This window comes from Fibrobacter sp., assembly GCF_045112255.1.
Classification (GTDB): Bacteria; Fibrobacterota; Fibrobacteria; order Fibrobacterales; family Fibrobacteraceae; genus Fibrobacter.
Map to the genome: position 1 here is coordinate 28587 of NZ_JBGUHR010000086.1, position 19244 is coordinate 47830.

Sequence of the window (19244 nt, forward strand, 5' to 3'; positions counted from 1 at the left end):
ACCTAAAAGAGACAAATCTATGGGAAAATCACTCTATCAGAAAATTTTCGAAAGCCACACGGTAGCTAAGCTCCCGAGCGGCCAGTGCCAGCTCTTTATCGGGCTTCACCTCTGCCACGAAGTGACAAGTCCGCAGGCCTTCGCCCAGCTCCGCGAAGAAGGCCAGAAGGTGCTGTTCCCGGAACGCACTTTTGCAACGGTCGACCACATTATCCCGACCACTTTCCCGGAACGCAACCGCCCGCTCCAGGACGGCATTTCCGAAGAGATGTTCTCCCATATCGAAAACAACACCAAGAATAACGGCATCAAGTTCTTTGGCCCCAGCACCAGCGAACAGGGCGTGATCCACATCGTCGGCCCGGAAGAAGGCGTTACGCAGCCGGGTATGACCGTAGCTTGCGGTGACTCTCACACGGCAACGCACGGTGCATTCGGTGCTATCGCATTCGGTATCGGCACAAGCCAGGTGGCAGACGTTCTCGCCACCCAGACGCTCGCCATGAGCCCCTTGAAGACTCGCCGCATCAAGTTCACCGGCAAGCTCAAGCCGGGTGTGACCGCCAAGGACGTAGCACTTGCCTACATTGCCAAGCTCGGCGTGAACGGTGGCGTTGGCTACGCTTACGAATTTGCTGGTCCGGTCATCGAAGAAATGGGCATGGAAGGCCGTATGACGGTCTGCAACATGGCTATCGAAGGTGGCGCCCGCGTCGGTTACTGCAACCCCGACGAAAAGACTTTTGAATACCTCAAGGGCCGTCCGTACGCCCCGAAGGCTGACAAGTGGGACGAAGCCGTTGCTTACTGGAAGTCTGTGGCTACCGACGCCGATGCTCAGTTTGACGACGAAGTCGAAATCAACTGCGACAACCTCGAACCGATGGTTACCTGGGGTATCACTCCGGCTCAGGCCATCCCGCTCAACGGCAACATGCCGAAGATCGACGAATTCGAAGGCAGCGAAAAGAAGGTCATTTCCGAAGCTTATGAATACATGGGCTGGGAAGAAGGCAGCCAGATGATTGGCCGCCCGATCGACATCGCCTTCGTGGGTAGCTGCACCAACGGCCGCCTCTCCGACTTGCAGGCAGCCGCCGAAATCATCAAGGGCCACAAGGTTGCCCCGACCGTCAAGATGTGGGTCGTTCCGGGTTCCATGAAGATCAAGGTGGAAGCCGAAGCTCTCGGTCTCGACAAGATCTTTAAGGAAGCCGGTGCCGAATGGCGCGAAGCAGGCTGCTCGCTCTGCCTCGCTATGAACCCGGATAAGCTCAAGGGCCGCCAAGTGAGCGCAAGCTCCAGCAACCGTAACTTCAAGGGCCGCCAGGGCAGCCCGACGGGCCGCACCATCCTCATGAGCCCCGCCATGGTGGCTGCCGCCGCCATCGAAGGCAAGATCACTGACGTCCGCAAGTACATCAAGTAACGCAAGGAGATTTAAAAGATGAATTCTATCGACATTGTTAAAGGTTCCGGCGTTCCTGTACGCGGCAACGACATCGACACTGACCGTATCATCCCGGCACGCTTCCTCAAGTGCGTCACGTTCGAAGGCCTCGGCGCAAACGCCTTTGCCGACGATATCGCTGGCCTCGCCGCTCAGGGCAAGGTCCACCCGTTCCGCGATCCGGCATACAAGAACGGCTCCATTCTCGTTTCGAACCAGAACTTCGGTTGCGGTTCCAGCCGTGAACACGCTCCGCAGGCTCTCAAGCGCTGGGGCATCCGTGCCATCATCGCCGAAAGCTACTCCGAAATCTTCTTCGGTAACTGCGTCGCTATTGGCGTTCCATGCTACAAAGTAAGCCACGAAGTTGCAGACAAGATTCTCTCCTGGATCGAAGCTCACCCGAGCGAAGAACTCGTGACGAGCACCGAAAGCCGTACGCTCAAGATGGGTGACAAAACCATCAAACTCACGCTTGCTGAAGGCCCGCGCGGTCAGTTCCTCGACGGTTCCTGGCACGCACGTTCCGCCCTTATGGCCAACGCCGACAAGGTGCAGGAACTCGCCAAGAAGCTCCCGTACATGAACTTCCTTAAGTAATTAAAGACGTCATTGCGCAAGCGCATGAATGGTTCGCTTCGGATATAGAAATAAGCAAGCTTATTTCTGCATCACTAAGCTTCCACGTCATTGCGAGCCTCTCAGAGGCGAAGCAATCCACGCATTCATTTCAAAAACGTCCAGGTTCAAAGCTTGGGCGTTTTTTTTTATTTTGTATGTTTACAATTGTTAAAAAAAAACTACATTCGATTAAGGAGATTTTATTATGAAAATTTTGACAGTCATTTCAGCACTGAGCATCATCGCACTTGTCGGTTGCGCGAGCGGCCCTCGTCAACGCAGCATCAACGAAATTCCGGAATATGGCAACCAGCCCAAGAGCGCAAAAATGCAGCAAGCGGACCAGGAATTTCTGGCCTTGACAAAAGGCAAGGAAAAAGAATCCTTTGACCATATGATGGCTGTCGGATGGTCGTTTTTCAAACGAGGCGATATCGGAACTGCCATCAAACGATTCAACCAGGCTTGGCTCATTGATTCTACCCGCTACGAGTCCTACTGGGGCTTTGCCGCCGCCGAAGGACGTTTGAACAACCTCGAAACATCTAAATATTATTATGAAAAGGCTCTCAACCACGGAGGCGACACTAAAATTCTGAACCCCGAATACGCCATCGTACTCCGCGAACAAGCCAAGGCCGAAAATAACAGCGAAAAACTCGCCGAAGCAGACAACCTGTTCATGAGCGAAATCGAAGCGGGCAACGAAAAAGCCGCCTGCATTTACGCCTACCAGCTTTTCCGCGAAAACAAGAAAGAAGAAGCCTGTAAAGTTATGACATCTTGCCCAGATGATAAAGACAATCTGAAAAAAGCATGCAGGATGTAAAGGGATTTAGGGAGAAGCCCTAAGCGACGTAACCTCCCCTACACCATCTCTGCTCCCACGTCATTGCGAGCGTAGCGAAGCAATCCAGTCACATTTCAAAAACGTCCAGGTTAAAAGCCTGAGCGTTTTTTTTGAATAACAAGCACAAAAAAAATGGACAAAATCACAATTTTCATCCAATATTTATATTTTTCCAAAAACAAATCTTTTGCGACCCCGCATAAATAAAGGTATATTTTAGAAGCAGGCTTTATAGGAACTTAAGAGACTCGATAAACTAAAAAAGTTTAGAATAAGATATCAATAGTTCTATTCTTATATGAAAAAGAATATCATCATTTTTTTACTCATGTTTTCGTCTGCATTGCTCCTTTGTTTCATGGGAGACAAAGGAGGCAATCTTTATTTAACATTCTCGCTTTTTTATCTAGCTTATATTTTGACCAGTCTCAAAAGAAAATGACGAAGGATTTTTAAAGGAACGCAGGAAGAAACCCTTCTTACATAAGAATCTAATTAATTAAAATTGACTTTTTAGTCTTATAGGTTCTCTTTGTAAGACGAGGTAAACGTAAAAATAGGACATATATACATATGTTATGAATAATTTTAATCTGCTTAATCATAGCCGGGGTTATCACCAATAATTATACACCATTAAAAGTTTTCGGCAAAATAGGGGCTTGGGTCTTTGGTATTTTGTTAGCATTATGGTTAATTATTTTTTTGATAGCAGCTATTGCAACAAGAATTGATGAAGCTGACAAAAAGAAAGAATAAGAAGCCTATTGGGAAAAGATCAAGCAAAAAACTCGAAATACAACCATTTATTGAAATAATTAGGTTTAACCGGAGCTCACATCTTATCTAGACTCTTTACGAGTAGAGTGCTTTAGGACGAAGCCCTAGGTAAAGGGGGGAATCCCTACACCATCTCTGCCTTGAGTTTTGCAGCAAGTTCTATCACAGCATCATCGACAAGCGTTTGGTAGTGTCCACCAAAGCGATCCGTAAAAGCCTTAATAACTTCGACCGCACCAGAGTGCAAACGAATCGTATAGGGTTTCTTCGCAGAAGCCCTAAACATGTAAGAAGCATTCGCTAACGACGCAAGTTCTTTTTTACGTTCTTCGGTAATCTGAGGTTTTCCTGCGTGATTAGCCTCGAAATCGGCAAGGATTTCTTGTTCCTCTTCGTCTAGATTGAACTTTTTCGCATGCTCTTTAAAAGACAACATTATAGTCCTCCATATTTTTTCTGCGCAACTCGACTCGGCACTATAGTCTTAAGCCAAATATCGCCATCAGGCTCGGGCTTATACGGAACAACACAACAGTAGCCGTCAATTTTAACAACCAAGATTCTCTGCCCCGGATATTTTTCTTGATTCGGGTGTTCGTAATCGTCTATAACCTCATTCTTCCGCATAATTTCTTCGACCTGTTCGAAAGAAACATGCCTCGTCGCCTTTAACAATTCATTTTTTTCCGAATTCCATCTAGCCACTAATTCTACCCCTCAATATAATTACCGTACACACAATTGTCAATACAATTGTAATCACAAATGTATTGTACTTTGTCTTTTTCTGTGCAATTTTATTTCCTAATCCCCTTTGGGTCCGAAACTGGTAGTTTAACTCCTTCAGAAGGCCATTCCCAGCAATCACCCTCTTTATGGTTCTTTTCCAGCATGTGACGTTCAGGATCAGCAGAACCCCGCAAGACATTTTTGGTCTTACGACGGAACTCTCGATTCGCCATTTTTTGAAACTCTACATCCGAAGCCATTTTCACAAACGGTTTCTTATAGCTGCGACTCATATTATAGCCTCCGTTTTCGGTCACTTTCGTAACCATTTAACTTTCTGAGGCGTTTTCGCAATAAAACGAAAACGCACCTCGCCTTAAATTAACGAGATGCGTTCGGGATGCAGTAATTGTACCTAACTTTCGAATAGCTGGCAAGGGGCATGAAAAAATTTTACAAACATCTCTTACTGTGTCAAACCCAACCATTGCAACACGATTTCAAATGATTTATTTTTCAAATCATAATGGATTACGCTGCAAAAATTGAAAAAGACAAAGACCTTGTCACCATCCAGCTATCCCCAAGAATTGAAGTGGCGTACAAAATTTTTGAAGACAGCCACCTTCGCCCCCATTAAACATTTTTTATATTGCAGAATGTTTAACATACAACATTTCAAATCATCTAATGAAAATTTCAAGCACACTCCTACTTTTACTAACATTTCTTTTGTTCTCTTGCTCATCGGAAAAGGAAACCCCAAAAGTCATGCTCTCCTCACCCATCGACAACATTCTCGTAGAAAAGGCAAACCGCAAAATGTACTTACTCAAGGGCGATGTTGTTGTCAAATCATACAGAATTTCATTGGGCAAGAATCCTGTCGGAGCGAAAGTCAAATCCGGCGACAACAAGACGCCCGAGGGCAACTACATCATCGAGAAGCACAATCCAAAGAGCATTTTTCATTTATCGATGAGGATCTCGTACCCGAACGCAGAACAAATCAAGGCCGCAAAAGATGGCAACTACGAGCCCGGTGGCGACATCATGATCCACGGCTACCCGAACAAGATTCCGGCGTTCCTCTTTAAATTCTGGCACAAGTGGAAAGATTGGACTGCCGGCTGCATCGCGGTCACGAACGACGAAATCGAAGAAATCTACGACGCCGTCAAAGACGGTACACCGATAACCATCAAGCCTTAGAATTATGAAAAAGAAAAAGTTTATTTGGATCGCCGTGGCAATATGCGTAATTGCACTGATATACTTTCATCATGATATCATTTTTAAATTAGACCAAGCAAATGTTTTTCGAATTGACGAGTTTCATGAATTCAACGCAGATGACGAACAAAATTTAAAGAACCTTTTAAGCAAATACGACTTAAAGCCAATTTCATCAGGTGATTTATTCTCCCTACGGTACGCATTTTCCAATGACGATATGGGCGGTCTCGCTCTGGAATTCACGTGCAAAACAGCCGATTTTTCTAAATGCACCAAGACCATTTATGAAGATGACGGCAAAGCCATTCATAAAACAGTAAAAACAGCGGAACCACAAGAAGCTAAAGCCATTTTCAACGAATTTACCGAATTAAGTATTTTCGATTTAAAATCCATCGAAACAAAGCCCCTTGGCGTTTATTTGGATATATATCAGATTGCTTATCTATGTTCAAACGTATCCATCGAGGTCGCGGATGAAAAACGTTTAAATAGATTTTCCATTGGACCTAGCAATCATAATGACGAACGTTACATCAAGATTTTCAGAATTTTCAAGAATCACGGCTTTTTGCCAGAAGAAACAAAAAAGAACTCAAGCAACAACACAAACACCCAAGCCATAGAAAAAATCCAAACGTTCTACAGCAAGCATATCTTCGGGAACGAATTCGCGAACGACTCCGTCATCGCGAAGTATTGCACAATGAGTCTCGCGCAAGAACTTTCAAAAGCCTACGACGACGAGTTCAGCGATGGTGGCGGCTACGCCGTCTGGAAATTCCGCAGCAATGCGCAGGATGGCGAGGACATCCGCGAAGTCGAAAAGATTGAACCGCTTGGCGATGGCAAATTCCTCGTCCATTACAACGACATGGGCAACAAAGGCACACACACCATCACCATCGTCCAGCAAGACGGTGAGATTTTCTTTGACAAGCTTGATTAAAAGGCAACCCAATGGATATCAAAGTTCTCCGTGCAACAGAAGAATGGCAACGCGCAGGCGCTTATTCAGTGCGCATCCAGGCGATGAATCGGGCGTATCACATTTCGCTCCGTGATGAATTTGACGAACACGATTGCGACGGCACGAAGTTCATCGTTCTACTTGACGATGAATATCCCGTAGCAACATGCAGATTCTACGAAATTGATGAAGAAACAGCAACAATCGGGCGCGTAGTCGTCATGCCGGAATATCGCGGTCAAAAGCTCGGCGCCATGGCCGTCCGCGAAGCCGAAAAATGGATCGCCGAGTGCGGCTACAAACAGATCATCATCGACAGCCGCCTAGAAGCCACAGGATTTTACGAGAAGCTTGGGTACAAGCTCATCGGTGATCAGCCGCACCGCTGGGGCATCTTTGAATGCATCCGCATGAAGAAAATTCTCTAGCACCCCACATTCTTTGTATTGCAACTGTAACTTTGTGCATACACTTTTGCAAACCTCACAAATGAAAGTATATTACAAAAAAAGTAAAGTATAAATCATTTGTACAAACAAGCCAAGAAGGAGAATGCACATGGCAAACTACACCAACAGTCCACTCGTATCTTACGTTGCTCTATCACCGAACAAGACTACAATAAGAACGCATGCGATAGATACGATTACCATCCACTGCACAGCAGGCCAGATGTCAGTCGAAAATCTCGGAACACATTTTGCGAACAAGGCTGTTATGGCATCTTCAAATTACGGCATCGGTAAAGACGGGCGAATCGCCATGTACGTGCCGGAATCATCCCGTAGTTGGTGCAGCAGCAACCCCGAGAACGACCATCGAGCTATAACCATCGAAGTATCAAGCGATAGCAAATCCCCTTACGCCGTCTACACCGAAGCATACGAATCATTAATCAAGCTCGTCGCCGATGTATGCCGTAGGAACGGGATTACCCAGCTCCGCTGGAAGCACGACAAGTCGCTCATAGGGAAAACAGACGCCGAGGGTAAACTGCTACAGAACCTCACCCTCCACAAGTGGTTTGCGAACAAGGCATGTCCAGGAGAGTTTCTCGAAGGACACATGTCTGAAATTGCAGAAAAGGTGAACGCCATGCTGCAGCAGTAGAACTGATGACGGTGTTTATGAAACGTTAACCGAGACGTTCGTTCACGACATCCCAATTAACGATGTTCCAAAGCGTCTTGAGATAGTCCGGACGGCGATTGCGGTAATCGATATAGTAAGCATGTTCCCACACGTCAAACGTGAGGAGCGGTTTCAAGCCCTTTGTTAGCGGATTTTGGGCATTGACTTCCTGCGTGATTACAAGTTTGCCAGAGGCATCTGCCGATAGCCAAACCCAGCCGGAACCAAAAAGCCCAGCCCCCTTCGCCTGAAATTCGTCTTGGAATTTTTCGATTGAACCAAAATCACTGACAATAGCATCAGCAATCTTCCCGGTCGGAATATTCCCTGCAAACGGCGCCTTAAACTGCATAAAATACATGCAATGGTTCAAGAATTGGCCAGCATTATTAAACACAGCCCCATCGGCAGTTTTTACAATTTCTTCGACGGTTTTACCTTCAAAAGCACTCCCCGGAAGTGCGGCATTTAAATTATTCAGGTATGTCTGCAAATGCTTGCCGAAATGAAAATCAAGAGTCTCGGCACTAAGCACAGGAGACAAATCTGAAGTGCCATACGGGAGGACCGGCATTTCGAATTTTCCATTGATAGGTTGAATCATAAATTTTTCTCCTTCGATAAATCATTGCTCTTAATAAATATATACTATGCCAGCCTCATAAAGCATCAAAAAAAATTCAATGTCCTTATAAAAACAGAAAAAGCCCGCTCGAAAGCGGGCACAACAAGAAATACAAAGCGCTATTCTTCGTCGCCTTCTTCTGCACCTTCGTCAGATTCAGCGGCAGCGACAACATTGCCGAGGAGTACGCTCACGTCAACGGACTGGAGGTCAGCGAGGCTCTTTACGCCCGTTTTCTTGTCCTCTTCGACCTTGCCGAAAGTGGAAACGATGACGTTAGCAGAGCTTGCTTCAAAACGGCGAGTCTTGTTCGTGATGCTCATGGTTCCCTTCGTTGCCGGGAAGAACTTGGCTTCGAGCCTTGCCATATCCTGAGAGGTTTTCACCGTCTGGAGAGCCTGGCAAGCAATGGCCCATGTAGACTTGTTCGTTTCGATACCATTGTTGACAAGTTCAAGGACCATGGAGTTGCCCTTGAAGGACTTGGCCGTTGTGGCATCGTAATGTTCCTTAGCCTGGTTGACATAGTTGCCCTTCTGCATGAAGAGCATGGCGATAAGGCCAAAGACGAGAACGGTAAGAGCGATAGCGATATTCTTTAAATTCATGACGTTCTCCCTTATTCAAAATGATATTCAGCCGGTTTTTCAATTTTGAGGCTGTTTGCAAGGTTATACTGGACCAGGGCACTGTAATCGACATTCTTGAGCTTGCCCTTCGCAAAAGTGAACTTCACGACGCAGTCCTTACCGCAAGCGACTTCCTTAGAACCCTTTTCGTTCTTAACGAGGATAGAACCTTCGGCAAGGCCAGCCTTTTCATAGATGCTGTTCTGTACGGCATCGTTAATGCCAGCACCCGTGTAAAGGTGAGAAATCTGCTTGAAGCGGGCGTCCTTGTCGTTTTCAATCGCAGCAAGATTGCTCTTGAAAGCAGCTTCTGTCTTTGCACCGGAAAGCATGGAATACACAAGCTTCCAAGCCATGCTGTACTGATCGATGGAGCGCCACTGTTCCACGAGGACTTGCGTATTCTTTTCCAAATAAGCCGATTCCTGTTCATTGACAGTTCTCTTAGCCTGTTCCTCATAGCCACCCTGGAGGGATTTCAGGACAACAATGAGAGCGACGAGGATGACAACGTCAACCACGACGAGGATCTTCATTTTCTTCTTATCCATAGTATTCCTTTAAAAAGAGGAGTTTTCAGAAATAATCTAAACTTTAATTTAAAAAAAACAAGCAAATTTAAAGTAAAAAACAAGGACTAACACGCCTATTTTTTATATTCTTCAGGTATGAGCGAAGACATTTACAAATTACCGTCCCAGATTATCTACAACAACCTCAAGGAAATGATGCGCGCCAAGAATACCGCGCACGAATCCATATTCAAGTTCCACTGGAAAAAGATGTGGCCGTTCAGCCTTATTTGGCCGCAGGTGGATTTTATCCGTATCGTGAGGCTCATGGGCGAACTGCAAAAGAACGTCACCCCGCAAAAAGCACTCGTTAAAGAGGCGAAATCCAAAGCCAAGCCATACGAAAAGACGTTCCTCGATACCGTGCCTGCTTACCTGGACTGCTTTGGCGAATCTTGCAAGCATCTTGCCGCAGTCGCCCAGTGGAAGCAGGACATGCTTGAAAAGAAGCTCCACCACGACGTGAAGATGATGCGGGATGTTTCGGAATACAACAACATCCTCAAGGCATACGAAAAAGCTCAAAACGACCTTGTCCAAGCTGGCGCTTTTGTCCGTGCAGGCTGGGTCGAAGCACTTAAAGGTTTCGTAGACGAAACCGAAGGCAAATAATGCCAGCCGTAAGCGTCATCATCCCGATGTACAACACCGAGGCATTCATCAAGGATTGCCTCGATAGTCTTATCGCTCAAACATTTTCGGATTTTGAAGCCATCATCATCGACGACGGTTCAACCGATGGCGGAGCTAGAATAGCAGCCGGTTACGCCTCGTCTGATTCGAGATTCAAGCTCATCGGGCAACCGAACAAGGGTCCGTCCGAAGCGCGCAATACGGGTCTCAAGATCATGCGCGGCGAATACGTGACGTTTATTGATAGCGATGACTGCGTAGCTCCGAACTTTCTTGAAACTTTATTTTTCATAGCGCAGTTGCACCAGGCCGATATAGCCTGCTGTTCCATCAAGAATATCGACGAAGCGTACAAGTGCGACGGAACAACACCCAACACATCTATTTCGGCAAGCCTCACGCCAGAAGAAGCGGCCAGGATTTCGCTTTACCAAGACTCGTTGCCAGATTACTCCGCCTGGAATAAGCTATACAAGGCAGACCTGTGGAAAGGGAAATTTTTCCCGGCTGGTCAAATTTTTGAAGACCTTGCACTGATTCCAGAAATTTTGCTTGGTGCTAACAAAGTTGTAACGACAAAGTCGAACCTTTACTTTTACCGCAAGCGCCCAGGCAGCTACCTCGCCACGCCATTTGACGAATCAAAGATTGTGTTGCTAGACGTTGCCGAAAATGTTTTTGAAAGGATGAAGAGCATCTCGAAGCCGTTGTACAAGGCCGCCCGCAGCATGCTCGTGAGCGCAAGCTTCAGCATTTTGATGCGAACCGAGGATTCAGATAAATTTGCAGATTGCCGCAAAAGAGCGATGGCTCACATTCGCAAGTACCGTTTGGGCACCTTCTTTGACCTAAAAATCCGCTTGCGAAACCGCATGGCCATTCTACTTTCGTATCTCCCTCGCCCGCTTTTCCTCAAGCTTTTGAAAAAAGGACTTTCGTGATTCCCTTAACGCCCAAAGAAGTCTTCATCCGCACAGCGCGGCGCGTTTTCGGTGAAAAACGCGTTCATGACTATTTGATCAAGCGCGGGATAAAGCTAAGGCATTTGAACGAGGGGTACAAAAATAGCGACACCCGTAGTGAGGTTTGCAAAGCCAGCGAAAATCACGAAGATCGCGAGAATCGCCAAACACTCATATTCATGGCCGATGGAAAATGGATGCATGGTGGACTCACCGACAGGCTCCGCGGAATGACCAGCGCATACAAATTCGCCAAAGAGCACAATCTCGACTTCAAGATTTTCCATACATCGCCATTTGAACTTCAAGAAATTTTGCAGCCAAACAAAGTAAATTGGATTATTGGAGAAAATGAAATCAGTCACAATTGTGAAATCGCCAAGCCAGTTTTACTTTACCGAGAAGATTTCAACAACGATTCTGCGCTAGAGCGCCAGCTCGATTCAAATCACAAACAGTTCCATCTCTATTCGTGCGTGGATACCGTCGGCAAGGAATTTCCAATTTATTTTAACGAACTTTTCAAACCATCGCCAATTTTAGAACAAGAACTTGCACATTACAGCAAACTGCTAGGCGAAAACTACACTGCAATTTCGTTCCGCTTCCAGAATAAGCTTGGGGATTTCAAGGAATTCACTTTCAAGGAGCTGTCTGAGAAAGGCAAGCGGAAACTCTTGAATGCCGCGATGAATGTTTTGAAAAAGGAGATGATCCCTCCAGTCCGGGATGACAGTTCGGATACAACATTAAGAAAAACGCTTGTAACAGCGGACAGCCCGACATTCCTTGCGGAAGCCGAAAAACTTCCAAATGTGGTTACGGTCAAGGGGAAAAGCATCCACATCGATTTCAACGGTTCAAAGAACGCGACCGATTACCTGAAAGCTTTCACAGAATTTTTCCTCATTTCACGAGCATCAAAAGCAAAGCTCTACCGCAATCGCAAATTCAAGACTTATCCATCTAATTTTCCCAAATACGCATCTTTGCTAGGCAATGCGCCGTATGAAATTGTAGAAGATTAGAATTTCAGGAACCTTCGCGGAATAAAGAGCTTGGGCAAGCGCATCCAGAAGCGCGGAGAAAGCGAAATCACCTTTGGAATCAGGCATAGCGCCTTTAGTTTATTCTGGGCAGCCACCGCAGAAAACCAGTTGGCTTTCCAAGCGCGGACAGCCTTTTTATAAAGAGGATGCGTACTGTAGTTTTCGACCAGGATGCGCAAAATTTCACTATAGATCCGGTCGTGATTTACATGTAAATTATCACCGTGTTCGCGGTAATAGCAACACACAAAATCCTTCGAAACCGGCTGCGGGCCATAATGGTAAAGGATGTTCAGAAAAAGCGGATAATCCTCGAAGAAATAACGCTTATCATAAGCTCCAATTTCAAGAATCTTTTCGCGAATGAACATTTCGGCACAGCCATGCAAGGCTTTTCGGCCAAGAAAAGATTCCTCAAAAGTCACCTGCGGTACGCTGCGGAGGTAGCGGCAGTCCATCTCGGTCCCTACCCTATCGCCTTCATACAGCGGAACAACTTGTCCAAAACACGCAACAGCTTCTGGATGGGCTTCTAGAAAATCGCTCTGTTTTTTGAGACGGTCTGGAGGCATAATGTCATCCGAAGAAAACGAACACACATACTTTCCACGAGCAAGAGAAAGCGCCTCGTTCAGCGTTGCAACAACACCTTGATTCGGGCGATGGATAAACGTAAAACCGAATTCTTCAGAAAGCCGTTTCAAAATTTCCGGAGAACGATCCTTGCTGCCATCATCAATAACGATCAACTCAAAATCAACACCCGTCTGTTCCATTACAGAACGGACAGCCGCTTCAACATACGGTTCGTGATTATAGCTCGGCAAGATTACAGAAACTTTCGGATTCATGTTTACGCCCCTTCCGTTTTAGACCACTCTAAACGACACACAAGAATAAACGAGGCGACAAGCGTCAAAAAGTTTTCGAGCGCATACGCCATCATCGGGCCATTAAATTCATAAAGCTTAACGAAAGCTACAGTTGCACTCGCCAAGACAAGTTCAGAGCAAATTTCAAGAACCAGGAATTTTTTCGTTTCACGACGGGCAATCAGCACAAGTCCAAGAGCCCATCCGCCCACGCGGAAAAAATCGCCCAGCAGCTGCATAGGCATATAGTCGGCGGCACCAGCATACGCCGAAGAAAGCATCAGCGCGACAAAAAGCGAACGACCAAAATAGAGGATCAAAACAGCCACAAGCGCAAGCGCCATCGACTTCAACAAAAGCGGGCGAAACATATTCCAAAACTCCGATTTTACCATTTTCGCAGAGACCTTCGGCAAGATAATCACGCCAAGAATCGCCGAGAAAAACGCCGTCAAAAAATCTGAAATTTTCCAGATGCCCTGCCAAATGCCAGCCGCATCCCATCCCAAATTCTCGCCAATAGTCATTCGCATGAACGTCAGCACCACAGGCGAAAGCACCATCGGAACAATACCCATCAACGCATAAGAAACCCACGGAGCACGGATATCAAGCGCAGACTTGCGGATTTCACTTAAGCTAAAGCCCACACGGGATGCGATTTGCGCTGCAAAAATTCCGGCAACAACGGACTGCGTTGCCACAATCGAAAGGACACTTAAACGTTCTGAATAAAGAAAGAATGCGACCCAGAGCATTTGCCACAGCGAAGACACCATGTTGATGAGCGCCCAACGGCGGTAATACCCAAGCCCGTTCATCACGGATGCTGTAATCGTAATGATATTTGTCGCAAAAACGCCCGGCAATGCAAAGATAACCGCCGCCTGCACAAGACGCGGATGAATGCCCGGGAAAAATTTTTCAAGCGGCACCGTAAAGCAAAGGACAAGAGCAATGGCAAACGTGGCGATGCTTGCAAAAGTCGTCAAGCGAAAACCGCCACGCCAAACACCACGTAACTGTTCCAAGTGATCCTTGTTCTGCGCCGAGAGGCTCACCCAGCCATTCTGGAGCGCTAGTGAAGAAGTCGCCTGCCCCATCGTCATGAAATTCATGAACTGCCCGACACATGCAAATGCTGCTGGCGGAAGGAATACAGCCAAAAGCTTGTTCACGACAAAAACACGCAATGCATTCAGGAACGTCACCATTCCCGAACCCATAAACGCTTTCCAAAAATTCACTTGTTCAGATTTAGTCTTATCCACTCGTTGTCATGTCCGCCAGAGAGCGGGCATCTCCTTTTTCGCACATTTTATCTTTAAAACTCATTAATTGCCGCAATCACTTCAGAGACTTCATCATCAGTCATCACAGGACTCATGGGGATGCTGAGAACCGTCTTCGCCAAGGTTTCAGCAATCGGATACTCGCCATTAAACTCGTGTGCATACGCTTCTTGCTGATGCGGTGGAATCGGGTAATGAATAAGCGTCTCAATGCCACGCGCACCCAAGAACTTCTGCAATTCATTGCGGGATTCTTCGCTCTTTAAACGGATCACGAAGACATGCCACACATGCTCGGACGGCGTTGCAGGAATCTCCGGCAAAATGACCTTCGGATTCTTGATTTCAGAACAATAACGGACCGCGATTTCACGGCGACGTTCATTCGATTCGTCCAAATGCGGAAGCTTTGCAAGCAACAGCGATGCCTGCATCTCATCCAAACGAGAATTCACGCCCTTGAATTTATTCACATACTTACGTTCAGAACCGTAATTCCCGAGAGCGCGCACCATGTTTGCAATATCGGCATCGTTCGTGAGGACCATGCCCGCATCGCCAAGCGCTCCCAGATTCTTTGTCGGATAAAAACTGAAACCGGCCGCCGCCCCAAACGAGCCCGCACAGCGACCATCGCTCATACGAGCACCATGAGCTTGAGCACTGTCTTCGAACAGGAGCAAATCATGCGTATTGGCAAACTCACAAATTTCATCCATATCACAAAGGCGCCCGTACAAATGCACCGCAAGAATCGCGCGGGTTCGCGCACCACATGCCTTTTCCAGCAACTTCGGATCCATATCGTATGTATTTGCAGAAGGCTCCACAAGCACAGGCTTAAGCCCTACCGCACTAACCGCAAGGACAGTCGCAATAAACGTATTCGAAGGCACTAAAATTTCATCGCCTTCATGCAAGCGCCCAAGTTCCATGGACGCCCGCAAAATAAGGGTTAAGGCATCAAGACCATTCCCCACGCCTACAGCGTATTTTACACCGCAATATTCAGCAAACGCCTGTTCAAAGCGTTCACAAAAACACCCACGGATATACCAGCCCGATTCCACAACGGAACATGCGGCATTTTTCAATACATCCATGTACGGAGCATTTAAAAGTTTCAAATCGAGAAAGGGAACTTTAGCCATATAATTTTTCACAAAACAAACTTTTGTCTTAATATAAAAAAAATCGGCTCCGATAAATGGAACCGATTACTGAGCTACGAAGGGCTCGAACCTTCGACCCACGCCTTAAAAGGGCGTTGCTCTACCAACTGAGCTAGTAGCCCGAGCAGGAGCAAATATACAAAAACATTTCCATATTGTAAAGGCATTATAAGCACCAATAAACAAAAAAAATAAGCTTACAGCTTCATATCTCAAAAATTTTCTTCTGATTTTTTATAAATTTATATCATGGATTTATTGAAAAAACTCTCCGTAATAGCATCTATTGCAATTGCATGCCCCGCAGCAGATTTTGGTTATTTTTCTAAGCACGATGCAGGGCAAGAAGTTTTTTCATTTCTATCGACATTTGACAGTCCTCGCAACGCGGCCCTTGAAAAATCAGCGGCTGCACTTCCGACCACGGACCCGTCTATTGTTCAGTTGAACCCTGCTGCAGTACTCATTGCCGAGGGCAAAAAACGCGTTGCCGAAGCCCACTGGCAAACAGGTGAATTCGCAAGCAACCAGGGATCGCTCTCTTACACAACGCAATATCAAAAATTTATTCTACAGTTCTCGTACAACTGGATTTCTTACGGTTCGATCACGGGTTACGATGAATATGGGCAAGAAACGGGTAAGGAATACAAGCCCTTCAGCCAGCTGACAACGGCAACTGTCGCTTATCCGATGAAGCACATCCGTGTTGGTGCAACGCTCAAGTTTGCATCAGATAAACTGACAGGCGAAGCCGGAGACCAGACCGCTTTAGCGGCTGCATTCGACTGGGGCTTGACCTGGATGTCTGATTCAAAAAATTACGGTATCTCCTTTGTGGCTAGAGATTTCGGTGCGATGATTCGCGGCTATGTGAAAAAAGACGCCGACGATTCCTACCCGTTATCACAGACTTTCGCCTTTGGCGGATTTCTCAAGCCGCGCAGCGTTCCGCGTTTGACCTTGTTTGCCGAAACCGATTTTCCGCGCTATGCAGAACCCGACCTGAACCTCGGCGCCGAATATGCGCTCGGGGAATTTTTCCGCATTCGCGCTGGTTTCACACGTACATGGCTAGACTTATCCCGCGATATCAAGGAACTGGCGTCTTCGTCCAGCAGGCCCGATGAATCGAACGAAGCCCGCGTGTTCAGCCTCGGCCTTGGCTACACTTCAGACCTGTTCGGCTTTGACTACGCCTTTTCGTATCTCGCCGAAAGCATGGGATATGAGCACAGGCTCGGTCTGCGCATAGAGTTCTAGAATCCAATTGAGATAAGCCATGCGCCAGTTCGACGTTTTTGTTTTTGACGAAAACTTTGACGAGTCTCAGGGGAAATTACCCCAACCGCCATTCACGGATAAAGAACTAGCCTGGTTCCATACAAACGAATGGAATAAACATCTTGACGAGATCGAAGGAGAATGGGTCGTGTTTGCGCACCCAAGCATCCGGATCGACCGCGACTTTTTGAACAACGTTGCAGAAGTCACAGACAGTTTTCCGATGGTCGATGCATTTGCACCTCGCATTCGTACAGACAAAGAAAAATTTCTAGGCGGATTTTTATTGAAGCCGGCCGCTAAAGGATCGGGCTTTGTCGAAATCGACGAGAACGCCCCACTGCGCTACGTCGCCGCGCCGCATCCGTATCTCGGAATTTATTCGAGACGCATTATTCAGCGCACAGGCGGTTTTGACACAACGCTCCCTGAATACGCAAGACTTGCAGACTATACACTCCGCATGATGCACGCCGGCGGCAAGATGTTCTCCGTGCCCTATCTTGTAGCTCAAGCGACAAGCAATGAAGCTGAGATGATCGCGGGAATGCGCGATTACAAGTCAATGGCAATCGTACTTTCCAAAGCATTCGGCGCCGAAGCCTCATTGCCTTTTGCGCTCCACCACCCAAGCGTCATCCCGACTCTGCTCCGCAATCGCAAACAGCGCAAAGAAAAGCGCAAAGCGGCAACGTTACTATCCAAGCTTAAAGCGGATTTTCTGAAAGAAGTGACGTTGTGATTAATCACGACGTCATCCTGAAGGCAAAGCCCCATCCAGTAAAATCTAGACTTAACTGGATCACTCATCCCTGCGGGATTCGGGATGACGAAAAAAACATCTTCGGGTTAACAAGATACTTGTCTTCAGAAAATGCCGCCCCCGGCACAGTGGCCGGGGTGACAAAGCATAAAAAAAGAACCCCGCCGAATTGGCGAGGTCCAAAAGCTTTTTTAGCGGAGGTGTGGGAATCAAATTGCTTAGAGCGTTACGCCCACACCACTAACACTATTTAAACTTTAATTAGCCCTTGTAGTTGGTGATAACGCGAGCCATTTCGCAAACCTTGTTGCTGTAGCCCCATTCGTTATCGTACCAAGAGCAAACCTTCACGAAGGTCGGGTCGAGCTGGATACCGGCCTTAGCGTCGAAGATAGAAGTGCAGGAGTTGTTGCGGAAGTCGGTAGAAACAACAGCGTCTTCGGTGTAGCCGAGGATGCCCTTGAGTTCGCCTTCAGAAGCTTCCTTCATAGCAGCGCAGATTGCTGCGTATGCTGCGTCCTTGTCAGCAGCCGGAGCGTTCTTGAGTTCAGCAGTGAGGTCAACGAAGGAAACGTCGGAAGTCGGCACGCGGAGAGACATACCAGTGAGCTTGCCGTTGAGTTCCGGAAGAACCTTACCCACAGCCTTAGCAGCACCCGTAGAAGACGGGATGATGTTTTCGAGGATGCCACGGCCACCGCGCCAGTCCTTCTTGGACGGGCCGTCAACGGTCTTCTGAGTAGCAGTTGCAGCGTGAACGGTGGTCATGAGGCCACGGACGATGCCGAACTTTTCGTTGAGGACCTTAGAGATCGGAGCGAGGCAGTTGGTGGTGCAGGAAGCGTTGGAGATGATCTTCTGACCAGCATAGGTCTTGTCGTTCACGCCGTACACGAACATCGGAGTGGAGTCCTTAGACGGAGCAGACATGATGACCTTCTTAGCACCAGCCTTGAGGTGGGCTTCAGCAAGTTCTGCAGTGAGGAAGAAACCAGTGGATTCAACAACGACGTCTACATCGAGAGCGCCCCAAGTAATGTTGGTCGGATCCTTTTCAGCGAAGATCTGGATCTTGTTGCCGTCGACAACGAGGAAGTTGCCTTCGACCTTGATGTCGTGGTTGAACTGGCCGTGGACGGAGTCATACTTGAGCATGTATGCGAGGTAGTCAGCGTCGAGAAGGTCGTTGATACCGACAACAGTGATGTCCTTGGAGAAGTTTTCCACAGCAGCGCGGAAGACCATACGGCCGATACGACCGAAACCATTAATACCGAGTTTGAGAGCCATTATTGGATCCTTTTTTTATTGTTGAAATTGCTACCCACCTACACGGTGGAGCTTTGCTGGCAGGAAAGATACAAAAAATCAAAGTTTTTGTGTAGTAATAATCGAAAAAAAAGAGATTTGGGAGCCTATTTTAGGGGTCTGAAACCGTCCAAATGGGTTAAGACCTCCATGTGAGGTTAGCCCCACCCTTTTTATTAGTTTAAGCTAACATATCTTTGCAATGTAAAGATTAAGAAAGGATAATAAGATTATTCTTGTTTGTATCGCAAAGCGCTACTTTGTCCTACCCTATTTTTCTAAAATTAGGGTGTTAAACATTTTTCCCGAGATTATT

General features: G+C 47.0%; 22 protein-coding genes and 1 tRNA gene. 12 read left to right on the forward strand and 11 right to left on the reverse strand.

Features of this window, described 5'->3' with window-relative positions:
- The first annotated feature begins 19 nt into the window (after window positions 1-19).
- From leuC to ACJMM9_RS11430, 3 genes are all read left to right on the forward strand, one after another.
- On the forward strand, window positions 20-1429 hold the full coding sequence (gene leuC / locus ACJMM9_RS11420; RefSeq protein WP_405326950.1) for a 3-isopropylmalate dehydratase large subunit: 1410 nt from the start codon (window positions 20-22) through the stop codon (window positions 1427-1429).
- Between the two features lie 18 nt (window positions 1430-1447).
- Window positions 1448-2050, forward strand: coding sequence for a 3-isopropylmalate dehydratase small subunit 2 (locus ACJMM9_RS11425; protein WP_405326953.1), 603 nt, complete (start codon window positions 1448-1450; stop codon window positions 2048-2050).
- Window positions 2051-2276: 226 nt separating this feature from the next.
- Window positions 2277-2900 (forward strand): hypothetical protein, encoded by a 624-nt coding sequence (locus ACJMM9_RS11430; RefSeq protein WP_405326955.1) that lies wholly within the window; start codon window positions 2277-2279, stop codon window positions 2898-2900.
- Between the two features lie 925 nt (window positions 2901-3825).
- Here ACJMM9_RS11430 and ACJMM9_RS11435 read toward each other — a convergent pair.
- From ACJMM9_RS11435 to ACJMM9_RS11445, 3 genes are all read right to left on the reverse strand, one after another.
- Entirely contained in the window at window positions 3826-4137 is a 312-nt protein-coding gene (locus ACJMM9_RS11435) for a hypothetical protein (RefSeq protein ID WP_405326957.1), read from the reverse strand.
- Complete coding sequence (locus tag ACJMM9_RS11440) at window positions 4137-4406, reverse strand: DUF4258 domain-containing protein (protein ID WP_405326960.1); 270 nt, start codon at window positions 4404-4406, stop codon at window positions 4137-4139. Before ACJMM9_RS11440 ends, ACJMM9_RS11435 begins: the two co-directional genes overlap by 1 nt.
- A 92-nt stretch (window positions 4407-4498) precedes the next feature.
- On the reverse strand, window positions 4499-4759 hold the full coding sequence (locus ACJMM9_RS11445; RefSeq protein ID WP_405326963.1) for a hypothetical protein: 261 nt from the start codon (window positions 4757-4759) through the stop codon (window positions 4499-4501).
- 442 nt (window positions 4760-5201) lie between these two features.
- Here ACJMM9_RS11445 and ACJMM9_RS11450 point away from each other — a divergent pair, with 442 nt between their 5' ends.
- From ACJMM9_RS11450 to ACJMM9_RS11465, 4 genes are all read left to right on the forward strand, one after another.
- The gene (locus ACJMM9_RS11450; RefSeq protein ID WP_405326966.1) at window positions 5202-5642 is read left to right on the forward strand and encodes a murein L,D-transpeptidase family protein; all 441 of its coding nucleotides are present in this window, start codon (window positions 5202-5204) and stop codon (window positions 5640-5642) included.
- A gap of 241 nt (window positions 5643-5883) precedes the next feature.
- Window positions 5884-6615 carry a hypothetical protein gene (locus ACJMM9_RS11455; protein WP_405326969.1) on the forward strand — a complete coding sequence of 244 codons (732 nt, stop codon included), beginning with the start codon at window positions 5884-5886 and terminating at the stop codon, window positions 6613-6615.
- A gap of 11 nt (window positions 6616-6626) precedes the next feature.
- Window positions 6627-7064 carry a GNAT family N-acetyltransferase gene (locus ACJMM9_RS11460; RefSeq protein WP_405326972.1) on the forward strand — a complete coding sequence of 146 codons (438 nt, stop codon included), beginning with the start codon at window positions 6627-6629 and terminating at the stop codon, window positions 7062-7064.
- 130 nt (window positions 7065-7194) lie between these two features.
- Window positions 7195-7746: an N-acetylmuramoyl-L-alanine amidase gene (locus tag ACJMM9_RS11465; RefSeq protein WP_405326975.1), complete on the forward strand. Its 552-nt coding sequence runs from the start codon at window positions 7195-7197 to the stop codon at window positions 7744-7746.
- 25 nt (window positions 7747-7771) lie between these two features.
- Here ACJMM9_RS11465 and ACJMM9_RS11470 read toward each other — a convergent pair whose 3' ends face one another.
- From ACJMM9_RS11470 to ACJMM9_RS11480, 3 genes are all read right to left on the reverse strand, one after another.
- Window positions 7772-8371, reverse strand: a complete 600-nt coding sequence (locus tag ACJMM9_RS11470; protein WP_405326978.1) for a superoxide dismutase — start codon at window positions 8369-8371, stop codon at window positions 7772-7774.
- Window positions 8372-8511: 140 nt separating this feature from the next.
- Window positions 8512-9000, reverse strand: coding sequence for a hypothetical protein (locus tag ACJMM9_RS11475; protein WP_088639603.1), 489 nt, complete (start codon window positions 8998-9000; stop codon window positions 8512-8514).
- Window positions 9001-9011: 11 nt separating this feature from the next.
- Window positions 9012-9572: a hypothetical protein gene (locus tag ACJMM9_RS11480; protein ID WP_405326981.1), complete on the reverse strand. Its 561-nt coding sequence runs from the start codon at window positions 9570-9572 to the stop codon at window positions 9012-9014.
- 117 nt (window positions 9573-9689) lie between these two features.
- Between ACJMM9_RS11480 and ACJMM9_RS11485 the strand changes: the two genes are divergently transcribed.
- From ACJMM9_RS11485 to ACJMM9_RS11495, 3 genes are read left to right on the forward strand one after another with little or no spacing between them, the layout of a single operon-like run.
- Window positions 9690-10205, forward strand: a complete 516-nt coding sequence (locus ACJMM9_RS11485) for a hypothetical protein (protein WP_405326983.1) — start codon at window positions 9690-9692, stop codon at window positions 10203-10205.
- Entirely contained in the window at window positions 10205-11167 is a 963-nt protein-coding gene (locus ACJMM9_RS11490; RefSeq protein WP_405326985.1) for a glycosyltransferase family 2 protein, read from the forward strand. Before ACJMM9_RS11485 ends, ACJMM9_RS11490 begins: the two co-directional genes overlap by 1 nt.
- Window positions 11164-12216, forward strand: a complete 1053-nt coding sequence (locus ACJMM9_RS11495) for a hypothetical protein (RefSeq protein ID WP_405326988.1) — start codon at window positions 11164-11166, stop codon at window positions 12214-12216. Before ACJMM9_RS11490 ends, ACJMM9_RS11495 begins: the two co-directional genes overlap by 4 nt.
- Here the strand turns inward: ACJMM9_RS11495 and ACJMM9_RS11500 are convergent.
- The 4 genes from ACJMM9_RS11500 to ACJMM9_RS11515 form a co-directional block, all read right to left on the reverse strand.
- Window positions 12213-13088, reverse strand: coding sequence for a glycosyltransferase family 2 protein (locus ACJMM9_RS11500; RefSeq protein ID WP_405326990.1), 876 nt, complete (start codon window positions 13086-13088; stop codon window positions 12213-12215). The two genes, ACJMM9_RS11495 and ACJMM9_RS11500, sit on opposite strands and share 4 nt — an antisense overlap.
- Before the next feature lie 2 nt (window positions 13089-13090).
- Entirely contained in the window at window positions 13091-14335 is a 1245-nt protein-coding gene (locus ACJMM9_RS11505) for an O-antigen translocase (protein ID WP_405326993.1), read from the reverse strand.
- Between the two features lie 98 nt (window positions 14336-14433).
- A complete protein-coding gene (locus ACJMM9_RS11510) occupies window positions 14434-15552 on the reverse strand; it encodes a DegT/DnrJ/EryC1/StrS family aminotransferase (protein ID WP_405326996.1) in 1119 nt (372 codons plus the stop codon).
- Window positions 15553-15622: 70 nt separating this feature from the next.
- Window positions 15623-15695 (reverse strand) — tRNA-Lys (locus ACJMM9_RS11515).
- A gap of 127 nt (window positions 15696-15822) precedes the next feature.
- Here ACJMM9_RS11515 and ACJMM9_RS11520 point away from each other — a divergent pair.
- A complete protein-coding gene (locus ACJMM9_RS11520) occupies window positions 15823-16836 on the forward strand; it encodes a hypothetical protein (protein ID WP_405326997.1) in 1014 nt (337 codons plus the stop codon).
- Window positions 16837-16855: 19 nt separating this feature from the next.
- Window positions 16856-17599, forward strand: coding sequence for a hypothetical protein (locus tag ACJMM9_RS11525; protein ID WP_405326999.1), 744 nt, complete (start codon window positions 16856-16858; stop codon window positions 17597-17599).
- A 282-nt stretch (window positions 17600-17881) separates the two neighbouring features.
- Here ACJMM9_RS11525 and gap read toward each other — a convergent pair whose 3' ends face one another.
- Complete coding sequence (gap, locus tag ACJMM9_RS11530; protein WP_405327002.1) at window positions 17882-18910, reverse strand: type I glyceraldehyde-3-phosphate dehydrogenase; 1029 nt, start codon at window positions 18908-18910, stop codon at window positions 17882-17884.
- Window positions 18911-19244: the final 334 nt, after the last annotated feature.

What these genes read in the sequence shown, in the direction of transcription:
- leuC (WP_405326950.1), top strand. Translation starts at nt 20, where the DNA reads ATGGGAAAATCACTCTATCAGAAAATTTTCGAAAGCCACACGGTAGCT.
- ACJMM9_RS11425 (WP_405326953.1), top strand. Translation starts at nt 1,448, where the DNA reads ATGAATTCTATCGACATTGTTAAAGGTTCCGGCGTTCCTGTACGCGGC.
- ACJMM9_RS11430 (WP_405326955.1), top strand. Translation starts at nt 2,277, where the DNA reads ATGAAAATTTTGACAGTCATTTCAGCACTGAGCATCATCGCACTTGTC.
- ACJMM9_RS11435 (WP_405326957.1), bottom strand. Translation starts at nt 4,137, where the DNA reads ATGTTGTCTTTTAAAGAGCATGCGAAAAAGTTCAATCTAGACGAAGAG.
- ACJMM9_RS11445 (WP_405326963.1), bottom strand. Translation starts at nt 4,759, where the DNA reads ATGGTTACGAAAGTGACCGAAAACGGAGGCTATAATATGAGTCGCAGC.
- ACJMM9_RS11450 (WP_405326966.1), top strand. Translation starts at nt 5,202, where the DNA reads ATGCTCTCCTCACCCATCGACAACATTCTCGTAGAAAAGGCAAACCGC.
- ACJMM9_RS11455 (WP_405326969.1), top strand. Translation starts at nt 5,884, where the DNA reads ATGGGCGGTCTCGCTCTGGAATTCACGTGCAAAACAGCCGATTTTTCT.
- ACJMM9_RS11460 (WP_405326972.1), top strand. Translation starts at nt 6,627, where the DNA reads ATGGATATCAAAGTTCTCCGTGCAACAGAAGAATGGCAACGCGCAGGC.
- ACJMM9_RS11465 (WP_405326975.1), top strand. Translation starts at nt 7,195, where the DNA reads ATGGCAAACTACACCAACAGTCCACTCGTATCTTACGTTGCTCTATCA.
- ACJMM9_RS11470 (WP_405326978.1), bottom strand. Translation starts at nt 8,371, where the DNA reads ATGATTCAACCTATCAATGGAAAATTCGAAATGCCGGTCCTCCCGTAT.
- ACJMM9_RS11475 (WP_088639603.1), bottom strand. Translation starts at nt 9,000, where the DNA reads ATGAATTTAAAGAATATCGCTATCGCTCTTACCGTTCTCGTCTTTGGC.
- ACJMM9_RS11480 (WP_405326981.1), bottom strand. Translation starts at nt 9,572, where the DNA reads ATGGATAAGAAGAAAATGAAGATCCTCGTCGTGGTTGACGTTGTCATC.
- ACJMM9_RS11485 (WP_405326983.1), top strand. Translation starts at nt 9,690, where the DNA reads ATGAGCGAAGACATTTACAAATTACCGTCCCAGATTATCTACAACAAC.
- ACJMM9_RS11490 (WP_405326985.1), top strand. Translation starts at nt 10,205, where the DNA reads ATGCCAGCCGTAAGCGTCATCATCCCGATGTACAACACCGAGGCATTC.
- ACJMM9_RS11500 (WP_405326990.1), bottom strand. Translation starts at nt 13,088, where the DNA reads ATGAATCCGAAAGTTTCTGTAATCTTGCCGAGCTATAATCACGAACCG.
- ACJMM9_RS11505 (WP_405326993.1), bottom strand. Translation starts at nt 14,335, where the DNA reads ATGGGTTCGGGAATGGTGACGTTCCTGAATGCATTGCGTGTTTTTGTC.
- ACJMM9_RS11510 (WP_405326996.1), bottom strand. Translation starts at nt 15,552, where the DNA reads ATGGCTAAAGTTCCCTTTCTCGATTTGAAACTTTTAAATGCTCCGTAC.
- ACJMM9_RS11520 (WP_405326997.1), top strand. Translation starts at nt 15,823, where the DNA reads ATGGATTTATTGAAAAAACTCTCCGTAATAGCATCTATTGCAATTGCA.
- ACJMM9_RS11525 (WP_405326999.1), top strand. Translation starts at nt 16,856, where the DNA reads ATGCGCCAGTTCGACGTTTTTGTTTTTGACGAAAACTTTGACGAGTCT.
- gap (WP_405327002.1), bottom strand. Translation starts at nt 18,910, where the DNA reads ATGGCTCTCAAACTCGGTATTAATGGTTTCGGTCGTATCGGCCGTATG.